The sequence below is a fragment of the Kribbella sp. WER1 genome (genome assembly GCF_054189145.1).
Window position 1 is genome coordinate 645,111 of record NZ_CM135186.1, and the last position, 12,709, is coordinate 657,819.

The 12,709-nt window shown below is 68.9% G+C and carries 22 protein-coding genes; 12 read left to right on the forward strand and 10 right to left on the reverse strand.

Features of this window, described 5'->3' with window-relative positions; genetic code table 11:
- Positions 1–65: 65 nt before the first annotated feature.
- The 10 genes from ACXJJ3_RS03160 to ACXJJ3_RS03205 all read right to left on the reverse strand — a co-directional run bounded on the left by ACXJJ3_RS03160 (position 66) and on the right by ACXJJ3_RS03205 (position 5,636).
- On the reverse strand, positions 66–482 hold the full coding sequence (locus ACXJJ3_RS03160) for an endonuclease/exonuclease/phosphatase family protein (RefSeq protein ID WP_458168371.1): 417 nt from the start codon (positions 480–482) through the stop codon (positions 66–68).
- Positions 380–793 carry an endonuclease/exonuclease/phosphatase family protein gene (locus ACXJJ3_RS03165; RefSeq protein ID WP_458168372.1) on the reverse strand — a complete coding sequence of 138 codons (414 nt, stop codon included), beginning with the start codon at positions 791–793 and terminating at the stop codon, positions 380–382. The genes ACXJJ3_RS03160 and ACXJJ3_RS03165 overlap by 103 nt, the downstream gene beginning before the upstream one ends.
- Positions 794–878: 85 nt before the next feature.
- A complete protein-coding gene (locus ACXJJ3_RS03170; protein WP_458168374.1) occupies positions 879–2,624 on the reverse strand; it encodes a complex I subunit 5 family protein in 1,746 nt (581 codons plus the stop codon).
- Positions 2,621–2,989, reverse strand: a complete 369-nt coding sequence (locus ACXJJ3_RS03175) for an NADH-quinone oxidoreductase subunit K (RefSeq protein WP_458168375.1) — start codon at positions 2,987–2,989, stop codon at positions 2,621–2,623. Before ACXJJ3_RS03175 ends, ACXJJ3_RS03170 begins: the two co-directional genes overlap by 4 nt.
- On the reverse strand, positions 2,986–3,882 hold the full coding sequence (locus ACXJJ3_RS03180) for an MnhB domain-containing protein (protein ID WP_458168377.1): 897 nt from the start codon (positions 3,880–3,882) through the stop codon (positions 2,986–2,988). Before ACXJJ3_RS03180 ends, ACXJJ3_RS03175 begins: the two co-directional genes overlap by 4 nt.
- Positions 3,879–4,169 carry a Na(+)/H(+) antiporter subunit B gene (locus ACXJJ3_RS03185; protein ID WP_458168378.1) on the reverse strand — a complete coding sequence of 97 codons (291 nt, stop codon included), beginning with the start codon at positions 4,167–4,169 and terminating at the stop codon, positions 3,879–3,881. The genes ACXJJ3_RS03180 and ACXJJ3_RS03185 overlap by 4 nt, the downstream gene beginning before the upstream one ends.
- Positions 4,169–4,507, reverse strand: coding sequence for a monovalent cation/H(+) antiporter subunit G (gene mnhG, locus ACXJJ3_RS03190; protein WP_458168379.1), 339 nt, complete (start codon positions 4,505–4,507; stop codon positions 4,169–4,171). Before mnhG ends, ACXJJ3_RS03185 begins: the two co-directional genes overlap by 1 nt.
- Positions 4,504–4,764, reverse strand: a complete 261-nt coding sequence (locus ACXJJ3_RS03195; protein WP_458168380.1) for a monovalent cation/H+ antiporter complex subunit F — start codon at positions 4,762–4,764, stop codon at positions 4,504–4,506. Before ACXJJ3_RS03195 ends, mnhG begins: the two co-directional genes overlap by 4 nt.
- Complete coding sequence (locus tag ACXJJ3_RS03200; RefSeq protein WP_458168381.1) at positions 4,757–5,272, reverse strand: Na+/H+ antiporter subunit E; 516 nt, start codon at positions 5,270–5,272, stop codon at positions 4,757–4,759. Before ACXJJ3_RS03200 ends, ACXJJ3_RS03195 begins: the two co-directional genes overlap by 8 nt.
- A 40-nt stretch (positions 5,273–5,312) precedes the next feature.
- The gene (locus tag ACXJJ3_RS03205) at positions 5,313–5,636 is read right to left on the reverse strand and encodes a plasmid stabilization protein (RefSeq protein ID WP_458168382.1); all 324 of its coding nucleotides are present in this window, start codon (positions 5,634–5,636) and stop codon (positions 5,313–5,315) included.
- A 93-nt stretch (positions 5,637–5,729) separates the two neighbouring features.
- On the opposite strand from ACXJJ3_RS03205, the gene ACXJJ3_RS03210 reads away from it, so the two are divergent.
- From ACXJJ3_RS03210 to ACXJJ3_RS03265, 12 genes are all read left to right on the forward strand, one after another.
- Entirely contained in the window at positions 5,730–7,040 is a 1,311-nt protein-coding gene (locus ACXJJ3_RS03210; protein ID WP_458168383.1) for a cytochrome P450, read from the forward strand.
- A gap of 159 nt (positions 7,041–7,199) precedes the next feature.
- A complete protein-coding gene (locus tag ACXJJ3_RS03215) occupies positions 7,200–7,883 on the forward strand; it encodes a hypothetical protein (protein ID WP_458168385.1) in 684 nt (227 codons plus the stop codon).
- 6 nt (positions 7,884–7,889) lie between these two features.
- Positions 7,890–8,987: an SRPBCC family protein gene (locus tag ACXJJ3_RS03220; RefSeq protein WP_458168386.1), complete on the forward strand. Its 1,098-nt coding sequence runs from the start codon at positions 7,890–7,892 to the stop codon at positions 8,985–8,987.
- Between the two features lie 36 nt (positions 8,988–9,023).
- Positions 9,024–9,476, forward strand: coding sequence for a gas vesicle protein GvpJ (gene gvpJ, locus ACXJJ3_RS03225; protein ID WP_458168387.1), 453 nt, complete (start codon positions 9,024–9,026; stop codon positions 9,474–9,476).
- Positions 9,473–10,210: a GvpL/GvpF family gas vesicle protein gene (locus ACXJJ3_RS03230; protein WP_458168388.1), complete on the forward strand. Its 738-nt coding sequence runs from the start codon at positions 9,473–9,475 to the stop codon at positions 10,208–10,210. The genes gvpJ (ACXJJ3_RS03225) and ACXJJ3_RS03230 overlap by 4 nt, the downstream gene beginning before the upstream one ends.
- 2 nt (positions 10,211–10,212) lie before the next feature.
- Positions 10,213–10,449: a gas vesicle protein GvpG gene (locus tag ACXJJ3_RS03235; protein WP_458168389.1), complete on the forward strand. Its 237-nt coding sequence runs from the start codon at positions 10,213–10,215 to the stop codon at positions 10,447–10,449.
- A 6-nt stretch (positions 10,450–10,455) separates the two neighbouring features.
- A complete protein-coding gene (gvpO, locus tag ACXJJ3_RS03240) occupies positions 10,456–10,794 on the forward strand; it encodes a gas vesicle protein GvpO (protein WP_458168390.1) in 339 nt (112 codons plus the stop codon).
- 4 nt (positions 10,795–10,798) lie between these two features.
- Positions 10,799–11,107, forward strand: a complete 309-nt coding sequence (locus ACXJJ3_RS03245; protein WP_458168391.1) for a gas vesicle protein — start codon at positions 10,799–10,801, stop codon at positions 11,105–11,107.
- Positions 11,100–11,864 carry a GvpL/GvpF family gas vesicle protein gene (locus tag ACXJJ3_RS03250; RefSeq protein WP_458168392.1) on the forward strand — a complete coding sequence of 255 codons (765 nt, stop codon included), beginning with the start codon at positions 11,100–11,102 and terminating at the stop codon, positions 11,862–11,864. The genes ACXJJ3_RS03245 and ACXJJ3_RS03250 overlap by 8 nt, the downstream gene beginning before the upstream one ends.
- Entirely contained in the window at positions 11,861–12,016 is a 156-nt protein-coding gene (gene gvpJ / locus ACXJJ3_RS03255; protein ID WP_458168394.1) for a gas vesicle protein GvpJ, read from the forward strand. Before ACXJJ3_RS03250 ends, gvpJ (ACXJJ3_RS03255) begins: the two co-directional genes overlap by 4 nt.
- The gene (locus tag ACXJJ3_RS03260) at positions 12,013–12,285 is read left to right on the forward strand and encodes a gas vesicle protein K (protein WP_458168395.1); all 273 of its coding nucleotides are present in this window, start codon (positions 12,013–12,015) and stop codon (positions 12,283–12,285) included. The genes gvpJ (ACXJJ3_RS03255) and ACXJJ3_RS03260 overlap by 4 nt, the downstream gene beginning before the upstream one ends.
- A gap of 57 nt (positions 12,286–12,342) precedes the next feature.
- A complete protein-coding gene (locus ACXJJ3_RS03265; protein ID WP_458168397.1) occupies positions 12,343–12,561 on the forward strand; it encodes a hypothetical protein in 219 nt (72 codons plus the stop codon).
- Positions 12,562–12,709 lie beyond the last annotated feature (148 nt).

Here is a 12,709-nt window from a genome sequence, read left to right on the forward strand (position 1 = left end):
CGCACGAAACAGCCGCGTTGGCAAGGGCAACGACTTCTGCGTCATCACGGCGCCCCGATCAGCGCTCAGCCGACCGGTACGTCCGCGACGACGGCGTAGTGGTCCGACGGAGGACGGCCCTGGTCCTCGTTCAGTCCGGTCAGCCGGGCTTCACGGGACGTCAGGCCCTCGTTCGCCAGGATGTAGTCGATTCGATGGTCCTCGAGCCATTCGCCCCTCCCCAGATAGGGGTTGCGGGAACTGTAGGTTACGCCATCGAATGCGTCCGGCTGCCAGCAGTCGCCGAGTACTGCCAGCAGCGGCTCCAGCTCAGGCCGGCCGGGAGGAGCGTTCAGGTCGCCGGCCACCACGACGTCGTCGCCGGAGTCCTGGATCTCCTTCACCAGCGCGGCCAGTGAGTCGGCTTGGACGATTCGCTCGCGCTCGTGGTCTTCCTCCCAGTCCAGGCAGCTGGTGATGAAGTGCAGGCTGTCCGTTCCCAACCGGATCTCAGCCCGGAGTGCGACCGTCCCGCTCGACAGCGCGTGCCGCTCGACAGCGCGTGCCGCTCGACCCGCAGCAGCGGGAAGCGGCTCAGGATCCCGAGCCCGAGGTGCACTTCAGGGTCCTGCGGCATCCGTGACGGAGCGAACACCGACGTCATCCCCAGCTCAAACCCCAGCACCTCCGTCTGCGCCGGCCAGGTCTCCTGCAGCGCCACGAAATCAGGCCGCTGCGAACCGACCGTTGTGGCGATCGCCCGCTGCCGCCGCAGCCACCGGTCGCCGAACCGTCCCCAGACGTTCCACGTCATGAACCTCACGACTACGTCACCTTCCTCGCATCACGCCTTACCGGTACCCGCCGCAACACGAGAACACGCCGTACGCCGGCAAACCTCACCTGGACAGGAGTACTGCGGTGCACACGATCAAGCCGGTGATCACGTACGCGGCGTAGTCGTTCACGGAGCCGGTGTGGATGCGCCGGAGCACGGTGATCGGCCCCGGCTCGGAGGAGCGGCGGACGTACCAGATGGACAGCAGGACGCCCAGTGCGATCGACACGAGCGCGATCAGCAGCTCGTCGGGCGCGAAGTACGTGAACGACGGCATCGGCGCTCGGAGGTCGTACTGTCCGCCGAGGGCGACGGTCGCGTACGCGTTCGGATCGAGCAGTACGGCGGCCGCCGGGGACGCGATGTGCCTGATGACGAAGCGCGGCAGTACGCCGAACGTCACGCAACCGGCGGCCAACGTGCCAAAGGCGATCAGCATGCCCGGGCGCATCCGCTCGAGCGGGTCGTAGTCGTCGTCCCTGCGCCGGAAGAAGGCGAGGTACGCCGCCCGGCCGAGAGCGGCGACCGTCAACACCTGAGCTACCAGGACCGCGCCGAACGCAGCCGGGTGCTCCGAACGCAGCGCGTCGTGGATCAGCCCCAGCGACGCGTACCCGTTCAGTGGCGGCACGCCCGCGATCGACGCCGTGCCGAGCAGGAAGGCCCCGGTCACCACCGGCCGATGCCGCGCCAGCCCGCCCATCTGCGACAGCCTGGTCAGACCGGTGGCATGGACGATCGCGCCGGCGCACAGGAACAGCAGCGTCTTGAAGAGCGCGTGATCGATCAGGTGATAGACGAACCCGGACACCGCCGTGAGCGAGCCGGCACCGACCGCTGTCAGCAGGACGCCCATCTGGGAGACCGTGTCGTAGGCGAGCAGCCGCTTCAGGTCGTCCTGGCCGAGAGCAAGCGCCGCGCCGGCGATCGCCGAGACCGGGCCCAGCACCAGCAGGATGCCGGGGAGCAGCGTGCGGTGGACGGCGTACACGTCGAGCGCGATGCGGGCGATCGCGACCACACCGAGGTTCACCATCAGCCCGGAGAACATCGCCGACACCGGCCCGGGAGCGGCGGAGTGCGCGTCGGCCAGCCACCCGTGGAACGGCATCAGCCCGGCCTTGGTCCCGAAGCCCGCGAGCAGTAGCGCGAGCGCGACCAGGTCCGCCGTACGGAGCGTCCCGCTCAGTGCGCGCTGGAGCTGGCCGAGGTTCAGCGCGCCGTGCCCGGCGTACAGCAGCGCCGTGCCGACGAAGACGAAGAACCCGGCCAGGTTGGTCAGGATCATCATCTTGAACGTCGCCTCGAGCGCCCACGGCCGTTCCAGGAAGAACCCCGTCAGCCCGTAGCTCGCCAGCGCGGCCACCTCGAACCACACGAACAGGTTCAGCAGATCAGCGGTCAGCGCCGTACCGATCATTGCGGCCAGCAACAGTTGCGCGAGGCACGCGTACCACCCCGCTTCGTGGGCGCCGAGACCGCCGAGTTCGGACAGGCTGGAGAGCAGCAACACGGTGCCGACCAGGGCGGTCAGCAGCGCGTAGGTCAGGCCGAACGGCTCCGCGGTGACCGTGATTCCGAGCTGCCTGCCGTCGATCGGTCCGACGTTGCCGAGCGCATGCCCGACCAGGTGCCCGCCGTACACCTGTGGGGCGAAGAGCAGCAGTACGCCGCTCGCGCCGCCGAGTGCGAGCAGCGAGACGACGAGCGGTGCGCGGGCGGACAACCGACTGAGGAGCGGCGCCAGGACTGCACCACCGATCGGCAGCACGATCGGCACCGGGAGCAGCGCGGGGTTCACCGTCACCCGCGCAGATCGCGGACCCGATCGGCGTCCAGGGTCCGGTAGTGCTGGGCGATCCGTACGACGGTCACGAGCAGCACCGCCGTGACGGCGACGCCGATCACGATCGCGGTCAGGCAGATGTTCTGCAGGACCGGGTCCGCGACGTTGCCGTGGGCAAGGTCGTGCTCCGTCCGGCCGCTCGGCGGGCTGAGCAGGACCGGTACGGTCGAGCCGCGCCGGTAGGCCGTCGAGAGCAGCAGCAGGTAGCTCGACGACTCGATCAGCGACAGGCCCATCACGATCTTGATCACGTTCCGCCGGGTCAGGATCGTGGCGACGCCGAGCCCGAAGAGCACCGCGGCGACCAGGTAGTTGGCGACGATCATTCGTCCTCCTCCGGGTTGTCCGGGGTCCAGTCGTGCCGGATCGCGAGGATCGAGAAGATCACGATCGTCAGGCCGGTGCCGACCTCGATCAGTTCGGCCAGCGAGAACGCCTGCATCGTGCCGCCGCTGCGGAGGGTCCGTTCCGGGGCCAGCGGCAACCAGTTCGCACCGACGGAGCCTTCGAGGACGAGTCCGAGGGCGAGCACCACGATCACCAGCAGGGCGCCGATCAGTTCGAGTACCTCCAGCGGTCCGGGGCGGACCAGGCGGGCGATCCGCCGGTAGCCGAAGCCGGCGTACACGAGCAGCACGAGTCCGACCAGCACCACCCCGGCCGGGAACCCGCCGCCCGGCGAATAGCCCTCCAGCACCAGGTAGAGGCCCGCGACCGCGAGCAACGGCAGTACGGTGCGAACCGCCACCCGAACGACCACCGTCATCGCCTGCGCCGGCTCGGGCGCCGCCGCACTCACCGGCTCCGCATCCGGACTTGCCGGACCCGGCGTCTTCTCCTCCCGGGCGTCGGCAGCTCGCGCGGCCCGTTCCCCCGGACTCAACGGCTCGTGCTGGGCGCTCTCGTACTGCTGTTCCTCCCGGCCGGCCTCCTCCTCGCCGAAGTACTCCCGGCGACGCTCGCGATGCCTGGACAGCAGCAACACGCTGACGACCGCGGCCAGCAGCAGGAACGTCTCTCCGAAGGTGTCGAACGCCCTCGTGCCGTAGACGACCTCACTCACCGGTTCCGTCGTACGCCACTGCGGCAACGCCACCTCCAGCGCCTGCCGCGCGATCCCGGGCAGCGTGGCGGTCTCCCGCGGCAGATCGACCGCCCCCACGCCGAGCACGACCGCGGTCACGCCCGCGAGAACCCAACCCGTCACGGTCCGGTTCATGGCCGCTCGTCCGGATCATCGGCCGGCTCGCCCAACTCGGCACGGTCCTCGACGTCGGTACGGGTCTTGCCGATCGCGATCAGGTACAGCGTCGGCAGCGCGATCGCACCCACCACGATCTGCGCGTGCGCATCGTCCGGGGCGCCGAGGACGACGAACAGCAGACCGAGCACCGTACCGACCAAGGACAGCGCCATCGAGGCGCCGGCAAGGTTGCGCAGCCGAACCACCAGCACTCCGCCGACGAGCACCACCGCGAGACACAGGTAGTCGAGCACCCAGAACATCAGTCCGCTCCCCGATCCCGCTGTCGGGGTTCGTCCGCCACCGCACCGCTCCACTGGCGAATGCCGGTCTTGTACGCCGCCCTGCTCAGCGCATGCGACGACGCCGGGTTCAGGACCAGCAGCAAGAAGGCGACCATCAGCGCGTGCACGCCGTACTGCGAGAACAACCCCTTGCCGACAGCAACCGCCAGCAGTGCAGGCAACGCGCCCATGGTGATCACCTTCGAGGTGCACTGGATCCGTGAATAGACGTCCGGCATCCGCAGCACGCCGACCGCGCCGGACACCGAGAAGACCAGGCCGATCGTCGCGAGTACCACGACGAGAATCGTCCTCACAACAGGCCCCTTTCCAGGAAGCGGGCCCACACGAGCGCACCGAGGTACCCGAATGACGCCATCCAGAGCGCGACGTCCAGATAGACGACGCGATCGGCGTACGCCGCGAAGAACAGCAGGGACAGGGTCGCCTGGGTGGAGACGGCGTTCAGGGCCACCACCCGGTCCGTCACCGACGGCCCGAGGCCGAGTCGGACGACGAGCAGAACGGCCGCCGCGAGCTCCGCGATCGCGAACAGCGCGAAGACGTCAGCCATCACGATCACCGGTCAGCGCGGCGATCCGCCGTTCCAGCGGCCCGTTGATCCGGTCGTAGCGCTGACCCTCCCGCGGTACGGCGATGCAGTGGTACACCAGCTCGCGCCGCGACAGGTCCACGTCAACAATCTGATTGTCGACAATCAACGAACTGACGATCCCCACCGCGCCGACCCGGCCGGCATCGCTGAAGCGAGTCCGCACGATCACCATGCCGGTTGCCAGCGGCAACGACGGGGACCAGATCCGGCGCGCCAGCGAGAGGTTCGCGAGCAGTACGCGTACCGCCACGAAGACCGCCAGCCTGATCGCCGCCCACAGCGTGCGCGGTACGAGGATCCGCCAGGGCCGCACCACCGGGCCGAGCCCAGCCATCGCCCACGTGACCAGGACACTCAGGACGACACCGACGATGACGAACTCGACGGTCACGGTCCAGGTCAGCGCGGTCCAGACGAGGAGGCCCCAGACGATCAGGGCGCCCGCCGTACCAGCGCGCCGAGCCATCCTGCGCTCCTTCCAGCCATCGCACCGCCGGCAGGGTGGTTCAGCGACCGACGGCCTTGGCCAACTCGGACTTCGTCATCTTCGAGCGGCCCTTGACGTTCTTCTGCTTGGCCTCGTTGTAGAGCTGCTCCTTGGTCCGGCCCTGCGAACCACTGTGGGAGCGCAGACCACCGCGACGGCTCGACGACATGTCATGGGTCGACGTCCGGCTCTGCTGCTTCGACTCCCCCGCGCGGGCCCGTTCCTTGTTCACGGTCCGGGACGCGATCTCCTCGGCGACGCCCTCGCTCCGCCCCCGCTCCTTCAGCCCGGCCTTGATGTGCTCGTACTGCCGTTCACGCTTCCGATTCGAACCTGCCGGCATAGCCTTGCTCCTTTCACGCTCTTTCCGTCCGGTACCCGTCCGCGCACCAAACACTCAGGGTTTCGGCGCCCGACCTTCGGACACCTGGTTCTCATGTCACCGTTGCTGCCGTTCGCCTCCATGCTTGACCGCGGCCGGATCCTCGGGGAGATCCTCGGCCCTGTCGTCGCCCAGGGCCCGATCCTTCGCAGACCCCGGATCGGCACCCTGGCCGAACAGCTGAACGTCGACCAGCACGCGCTCCGATGCGTCCGGCGGCTACGGAACCGGTACGGCGACGGTCCCGTGCTGCTGCGGATCGCGGGTCGGACGATCGCGCTAGTACTGGCCGCCGATGACGTTCACCGGCTGCTGGCGGAGACGCCGGAGCCGTTCGCGGCGGCGACCGGCGAGAAGATCGGCGCGCTGACGCACTTCCAGCCGCATGCGGTTCTCGTGACCAACCCACCGCTTCGCTCCGGCCGCCGGGAGCTGAACGAGCGGGCGCTCGACAGCAGACACCCCGTCCACCGGCGCGGCCACCGATTCGTCCAGGTGGTGCACGAGGAGCTCGACGTACTGCACGCCACTCTCGGCTGGAACGAGTTCCGCGAGATCTGGTCCCGGATCGTCCGGCGCGTCGTCCTCGGCGATGCGGCCCGTGACGACGTCGAGCTCACCGCGCAGCTGGACCGGTTGCGCGCCGACGCCAACTGGGCCCAGCTCGGCCCGAACCACGACGCGCTCCGCACCCGGTTCCTCACGAACGTCGAGCGGTACGTCGAAACGGCCGAACCCGGCAGCCTAGTCGAGGCACTCGACCGTGGACGCGAGGAGCTCGATCCGGCCGGGCAGGTGCCGCACTGGCTGTTCGCGTTCGACGCCGCCGGCATCGCGCTGTGGCGACTCTTCGCCGTCCTCGGCAGCCGCCCATCTTTCACGGACCCGATTGTCACCGAGGCGCGTCATCCGGAGGCTTCCCCCTTGCTCGCCCAGGCGGGCGCCGCCGTCCAGGAGTCGTTGCGCCTCTGGCCGACGACTCTCGTCGTACTCCGGCAGGCGGGCGAGCCGACCCTCTGGCGCGAGCGCGTCGCACCGGCGGGTACCGAGTTCGCGATCGTCAGCTCGGTGTTCCACCGCGACGACGAGGCGCTCGAGTACGCCGACGACTTCGAGCCTGCCGCCTGGCTGGACGGACGGACCGACGGGCCGTGGCCGATCATCCCGTTCAGCGACGGTCCGGCCGGCTGCCCGGGGCGGAACGTCGTACTCCTGACCGCGAGCGCGGCCGTCGGCCACGTCGTCACGCAGTACGACCTCGACCCGGATCCGGCCACACGCGCACGGCTGGCCGGCCCGATGCCGGCGACGTTCAACCACGCGACCGTCCGTATCGGTTTCTGGCGAAACGGACGTATGAATTGAACAATTCACAGAAACGCATTCCGTAACCCTACGAACGAGTATTCGATTTCTATTCTTCGATCGCATTCTCCGGCGTTTTGTGCAAAGTCCCCCGGGTACCGCCGTTGGGCGGGGAAACGAATCTGCGGGCCTTGGGCAACGACTTGTGAGGAGAATGCGATGAACACGACCGCGAAGATCGCCGCGGCGGTCGCGAGCGGGTACCTGCTCGGCCGGACCAAGAAGCTTCGGATGGCTGTGATCGTGGGCGGACTGCTGGCAGGCAAGCGGATCGCGATGGATCCGCAGGCCATCGCGGGTCAGCTCACCGACCTCGTCGAACGGAATCCGGAGCTGTCGCGGCTGTCCGATGAGGTCCGCGGCAAACTGCTGCACGCGGGCCGCGAGGCCGCCGTCGCCGCCGCGGGTCACGGGTTGAACCGGGTCAGCGACTCGATCCACGATCGCACCGACCGGCTGCTGTCGGGTGGATCGCGGGCGGAATCCGACGACGAGTACGACGCCGAGGAACCGGACGAGGACGAGTACGAGGACGACTACGAAGACGAGGACGACGGCGAGGACGTCGATACGGACGAGGCGGACGACGAGGCGGACGACACCCGCGAGCGCCGGCGTTCGGGCCGGAAGAGCACCGCGGCGTCGACGTCGAAGCGGTCCGGCAGCACCAGCCATTCGCGCAGTACTGGCCGCTCGACCGGCCGCTCGGACACCAGGAAGCGACCGGCGGCCAAGAAGGCGACCTCGAGCCGGCGGCCTACGCAGAAGACGACGGCCCGCAAGACCGCGGCGAAGAAGTCGACCGCCAAGAAGTCCAGCGGTTCGTCGCGGAAGCGTGGGTGACCGGACATGGCTGGCTCACGAACCGGCAGCCGTAGCGAGCGCCGCTCCGGCGGCGCGGAGACCCAGAGAGCTGACGAGCAGCAATCAAACGGCTTGGGTGGCGCGATGGGGTCGCTGCTCGAGGAGCTGCCGGTCGGCCGGCTGAAGGACGAGGCAGAGGACGCGCTGGCCGCGGTCGTCGAGCGGGCCGTGCACACGGTCGCCGGGAAGGTCGACGACCTGGCCGGGCGACTGACCGACGTCGCGGACGGCGGCGGCCTCGCAGCCCTCACGGGCGGGTCGGGCGGCGGGCTCAAGGGTTCGATGATCGCCGGAGCGGTCAAAGGTGGGGTCTCGAATGTCAAGGACAAGCTGACCGGTGGCTCCGGGAAGAGTTCTGGCAAGGCCACCAAAGCCACGAACATCATCGAGCAGATCGACGTCGGTGTGCCGATCGACGTCGCCTACGACCAGTGGACGCAGTTCCAGGACTTCCCGGACTTCATGAAGAAGGTCGAGAGCGTCGAGCAGGAGTCGGACGAGAAACTCACCTGGCGGGCGAAGATCGTCTGGTCGCACCGCAACTGGAAGGCGACGATCCTCGACCAGGTGCCGGAGGAGCGGATCGTCTGGCGGTCGGAGGGCGAGAAGGGGCACGTCGACGGCTGTGTCACCTTCCACGACGTTGCGCCGAACCTGACGCGGATCCTGCTGGTGCTGGAGTACTACCCGCGGGGCCTGTTCGAGCGGACCGGCAACATCTGGCGGGCGCAGGGCCGGCGCGCGCGGCTGGAGCTGAAGCACTTCCGCCGGCATGTCATGACCCGGACGATCCTCGCGCCGGACGAGCTCGAGGGCTGGCGCGGCGAGATCCACGACTCCCAGGTCGTCCGCGCGGACGGCGAAGAACCCGACGAGGACCTTGACGAGGACCTTGACGAGGACTCCGGCGAGGACTCCGGCGAGGACTCCGGCGAGGACGAGTCGAGCGACGACGACTGGTACGACGACGAGGACGTGGACGAGGACGATCTCGACACGGAGGACGAGGCCGATGAGGCCGACCTGGACGAGGACGACGAGGAGTACGAGGAAGGCGACCGGCCGGCGCGCCGGGCGATCTGACGACAACGGACCGACGACTGGAAGGGATAGGAACTCATGACCGTTTCGGCGGTTGGGCAGCGCCGCTCCGGCGGCTATCTCGAACGGCCGGCACCGAGCAGTCTGGCCGACGTGATCGACACGATCCTCGACAAGGGACTGGTGATCGACGCCTATGTCCGGGTGTCGCTGGTCGGCATCGAACTCGTCACAATCGACGCCCGGATCGTCGTGGCCAGCGTCGACACGTACCTGCGGTTCGCCGAGGCCACGAACCGGCTCGACCTGTACCAGCACGGCGGCGAAAGCCTGCCCGAGGCGGTCGAGGACATGCAGCACGGTGGCGCCGAGAGCAAGACCCGCGGTGTCCTGAGTGGTGCGAAGGACGCGGCGAAGGACGCGCTGTTCGGCGAGGACGAGGACGACGACGAGGAGCAGGAACCCGAGCCGCGGCGGCCACGACGCCGTCCGCGCGAGTCGGTATCCCGCCGGAGGAGGTCCGACGAATGACCGGCGAACTGTTCTACGTATACGGCGTGGCGTTCCATGACGTCAGGCTGCCGTTCGGCCTGCGCGGGCTCGACGACCGCCCGATCGACACGGTACGCAGCGGTCGGCTGGCCGCGGTCGTGAGCGAAGTACCTGGCGACCAGCGGCTGGGGCGCCGGCGGCAGCTGATGGCGCACAGCCGGGTGCTGGACGCGATCGCGCAGCATGCCGCGATCGTGCCGCTCCGGTTCGGAACGGTGGTCGAGACGCGTTCGGCCGCCGTGCAACTGGTCGACGCCGGCAAGGACCGGCTCGTGCCACTGCTGGACAGCCTCGCCGGCCGGTCGCAGTACACGCTGCACGCCCGGTACGACGAGCAGCAGGTGCTGGCCGAGATCGTCGCCGACGACCCGCTGATCGCGGACCTGCACCGGCAGACCCGCGGTACGTCGGACGACGTGACCCTGCAGGCCCGGATGCGGCTCGGTGAACTCGTGGCGGCCGCACTCGACCACAAGCGCGCGGCCGACGCGCCCGTGGTCCTTGAACCGATCGCGAAACACGCCGTCGCGCACGCCGTGCGGGCTCCGGCGACGGACATCGAGCGACTGGTCGACGCAGCGTTCCTCGTCGACGACCAGCAGGCGGAGCGGTTCGACCAGGCCGCGGAAGGTGTCGCGCGGGCGCTTCACGGCCGGGTCCGGCTCAAGCTCGTCGGGCCGACCGCGCCGTACGACTTCGTCACGGAGCTCTGATCATGGGACTGCTGACCGGCGTACTGCTGTTGCCCCTGGCACCGATCCGGATGACGGTCGCGGTCGCCGAGCAGCTGCGAGAGCAGGCGCTGCAGGAGTACTACGACCCCGACCGGATCCGGCGGCAGCTCGACGAGATCGAACGGTTGCGCGCCTCCGGTGAACTCGACGACGCGGGGGCCGAGGCGCTCGAGGAAGAGCTGATCGACCGGCTGGTCGACGGCGAAGGGTTCAGGTGATCGGCCATGACGGCGCCGCGGAAGAGCACGAGGAGGACCACAGGGGCGGCGAAGGCGCGTCCCGCGGCCTCGGCACCCACGAGGGACGGTGCCGGGCTGCGGGACGTCGTACTGCGTTCGAGCGGCGAGCTGGCAGAGCTGATCGGGCAGCAGCCCGAGGGGGTGGTAGCCGTCGAGCCTGACGGGGACGGCGCGTGGAAGGTGCAGGTCGAGGTGGTCGAGTCGCGCCGCATCCCGGAAACCACCGACATCCTCGCGGTCTACGAACTGGTTGCCGGACACAACGGTGAGCTGTTGTCGTACCGGCGGACGAACCGGTACGTCCGCGGGCATACCGAGGAGTAGCAGCATGAGCACGGTTCAGCGACAGCCACTGAGCGGATACGGCATGACCCGGCCGGAGCCGGAGAGCCTGGCAGATCTGCTGGAACGCGTCCTGGACAAGGGTGTGGTGATCGCGGGTGACATTCGCGTCGACCTGCTCGAGATCGAACTGCTGACGATCCGGATCCGGCTGCTGCTCGTGTCGGTCGACAAGGCAGCCGAGATGGGCATCGACTGGTGGACCCGGGATCCGATGCTGTCCGGTTCGGCGGACACCGACGAGCTCGAACGACTCCGCCGCCGGGTCGACGAACTGGAGGCGGAACATGAGTGAGACGGGTTCGTACATCTACGCCGCCGGGCGCGGGGTCGGCGTTCTCGCCGGGCTGCGCGGGTTGCGCGACGAGCCGTTGCGGGTGGTCGGCAGCCGTGGGCTGGACGCGATCGTGAGCACCGTCGATCTGAGCGAGTTCGGTGAGACGCCGTTGCGGCAGCACCTCGAGGACCTCGGCTGGCTCGAGGAGGTGGCGCGCGTCCACGACCAGGTGGTCCGGGCGGTGTGGACCGCAAGCGGTGCTGTGGCGCCGTTCCGGCTCGCCACCATCTGTACGACCGACGACGCGGTCCGGGCGCGGCTCACCTCGCTGTACGACGGCCTTTCGGCGGCGCTCGATCGAGTGGCCGGCCGCAGCGAGTGGACCGTGAAGGCGTTCATGACCGACACGCCCGAGGCATCAGGCACTGCTCCGGGTGGAAGCGGTCAGGCGGTTGGCAGGACGGGTACGGCGTACCTGAGGCGACGGCGGGAAGGGCTCGAACGGCGGCGGCAGGCGGCCGCTGACGCGCAGGGCGTCGCCGACGGTCTGCACCGGCGGATCGCCGGCGCCGCCGACGCGTGCCGGAGGCTGCCGCCGCAGGACCGCCGGCTGACCGGATACGCCGAGCCGATGATCCTGAACGGCGCTTACCTGGTCGACGACCGCGACGTCGCGGCGTTCCACCAGGCCGTCGAGTCAGGGCACGGTGTGGTGCGATTGGCTGTGGACGGTCCTTGGCCGCCGTACTCGTTCACCTCGCTGGAGTCGGCGTGAACGAGATCGCGCTCGTCGACCTGCTCGACCGCCTGCTCGGCGCGGGCGTCGTACTGGCCGGCGACGTCGTGATCTCGCTGGCCGACGTCGACCTCGTGGAGATCCGGCTGGCCGCCCTGCTCCGCACGATCACCGAGGAGCCCGCCCGATGAAGCAGCGTCTCGAAACCGACGCCGAGAACGTCGAACGCGAACTCTTCCGCCTGGTCCTGACCATCGTCGAACTCGTCCGCCAACTGATGGAACGCCAAGCCCTACGCCGGATCGACGACGGCGGCCTATCCCCCGACCAGGTCGAACAGCTCGGCCTCGGACTGATGCACCTCGAAGAGGCCGTCACGTCGCTCCGCGAGCGCTTCGATCTCACACCCGAGGACCTCGACCTCGACCTCGGCCCGCTCGGCTCGCTGATCGGTGACTGAGTTCAGAGAGCTCCTCCGTTGGACCGACCCTGAGGTAGATCGCAGCAAACGCGTTTGGTGAAGGCTCCAGTGCTCAGCGGAAGAGAAAGCGGATCGATCGAGGAGGCGCCTTCAGCATGGCGCCGCAACCTGTTCGGCTACGACACCGCCAACATCGGCGCGGTCGTCAACTTCCTGCCCTGGAACCTGGGCTCGCTCGCGCTCGGCTACCTGGTCGCCGGCGACTGGCAACGAGCGCATATTCGAAGTGTGCGCTATGCGCCGGCACCGCCTTGAGCCAAGGCTGCGGAGCCAGCTCTCACTGACATGACCGACCGCGGTCCTACCCGACCGCCACCCGAGGACAACCGCAGCGGCCGGTGCCGAAGGACTCCAGTCGCCACTCCTGGAAATGGGCGCGGAGGACGTCGCGGACCTCGTCCAG

Bases quoted from the DNA above. Each gene is read 5' to 3' on its own strand.
- ACXJJ3_RS03195 (WP_458168380.1), bottom strand. From the start codon at position 4,764: ATGGCTGACGTCTTCGCGCTGTTCGCGATCGCGGAGCTCGCGGCGGCC.
- ACXJJ3_RS03245 (WP_458168391.1), top strand. From the start codon at position 10,799: ATGAGCACGGTTCAGCGACAGCCACTGAGCGGATACGGCATGACCCGG.
- ACXJJ3_RS03185 (WP_458168378.1), bottom strand. From the start codon at position 4,169: ATGTTCTGGGTGCTCGACTACCTGTGTCTCGCGGTGGTGCTCGTCGGC.
- ACXJJ3_RS03215 (WP_458168385.1), top strand. From the start codon at position 7,200: ATGAACACGACCGCGAAGATCGCCGCGGCGGTCGCGAGCGGGTACCTG.
- ACXJJ3_RS03165 (WP_458168372.1), bottom strand. From the start codon at position 793: ATGACGTGGAACGTCTGGGGACGGTTCGGCGACCGGTGGCTGCGGCGG.
- gvpO (WP_458168390.1), top strand. From the start codon at position 10,456: ATGACGGCGCCGCGGAAGAGCACGAGGAGGACCACAGGGGCGGCGAAG.
- ACXJJ3_RS03210 (WP_458168383.1), top strand. From the start codon at position 5,730: ATGTCACCGTTGCTGCCGTTCGCCTCCATGCTTGACCGCGGCCGGATC.
- ACXJJ3_RS03250 (WP_458168392.1), top strand. From the start codon at position 11,100: ATGAGTGAGACGGGTTCGTACATCTACGCCGCCGGGCGCGGGGTCGGC.
- ACXJJ3_RS03180 (WP_458168377.1), bottom strand. From the start codon at position 3,882: ATGAACCGGACCGTGACGGGTTGGGTTCTCGCGGGCGTGACCGCGGTC.
- ACXJJ3_RS03200 (WP_458168381.1), bottom strand. From the start codon at position 5,272: ATGGCTCGGCGCGCTGGTACGGCGGGCGCCCTGATCGTCTGGGGCCTC.
- ACXJJ3_RS03235 (WP_458168389.1), top strand. From the start codon at position 10,213: ATGGGACTGCTGACCGGCGTACTGCTGTTGCCCCTGGCACCGATCCGG.
- ACXJJ3_RS03260 (WP_458168395.1), top strand. From the start codon at position 12,013: ATGAAGCAGCGTCTCGAAACCGACGCCGAGAACGTCGAACGCGAACTC.
- ACXJJ3_RS03205 (WP_458168382.1), bottom strand. From the start codon at position 5,636: ATGCCGGCAGGTTCGAATCGGAAGCGTGAACGGCAGTACGAGCACATC.
- gvpJ (WP_458168387.1), top strand. From the start codon at position 9,024: ATGACCGTTTCGGCGGTTGGGCAGCGCCGCTCCGGCGGCTATCTCGAA.
- ACXJJ3_RS03175 (WP_458168375.1), bottom strand. From the start codon at position 2,989: ATGATCGTCGCCAACTACCTGGTCGCCGCGGTGCTCTTCGGGCTCGGC.
- ACXJJ3_RS03220 (WP_458168386.1), top strand. From the start codon at position 7,890: ATGGCTGGCTCACGAACCGGCAGCCGTAGCGAGCGCCGCTCCGGCGGC.
- ACXJJ3_RS03230 (WP_458168388.1), top strand. From the start codon at position 9,473: ATGACCGGCGAACTGTTCTACGTATACGGCGTGGCGTTCCATGACGTC.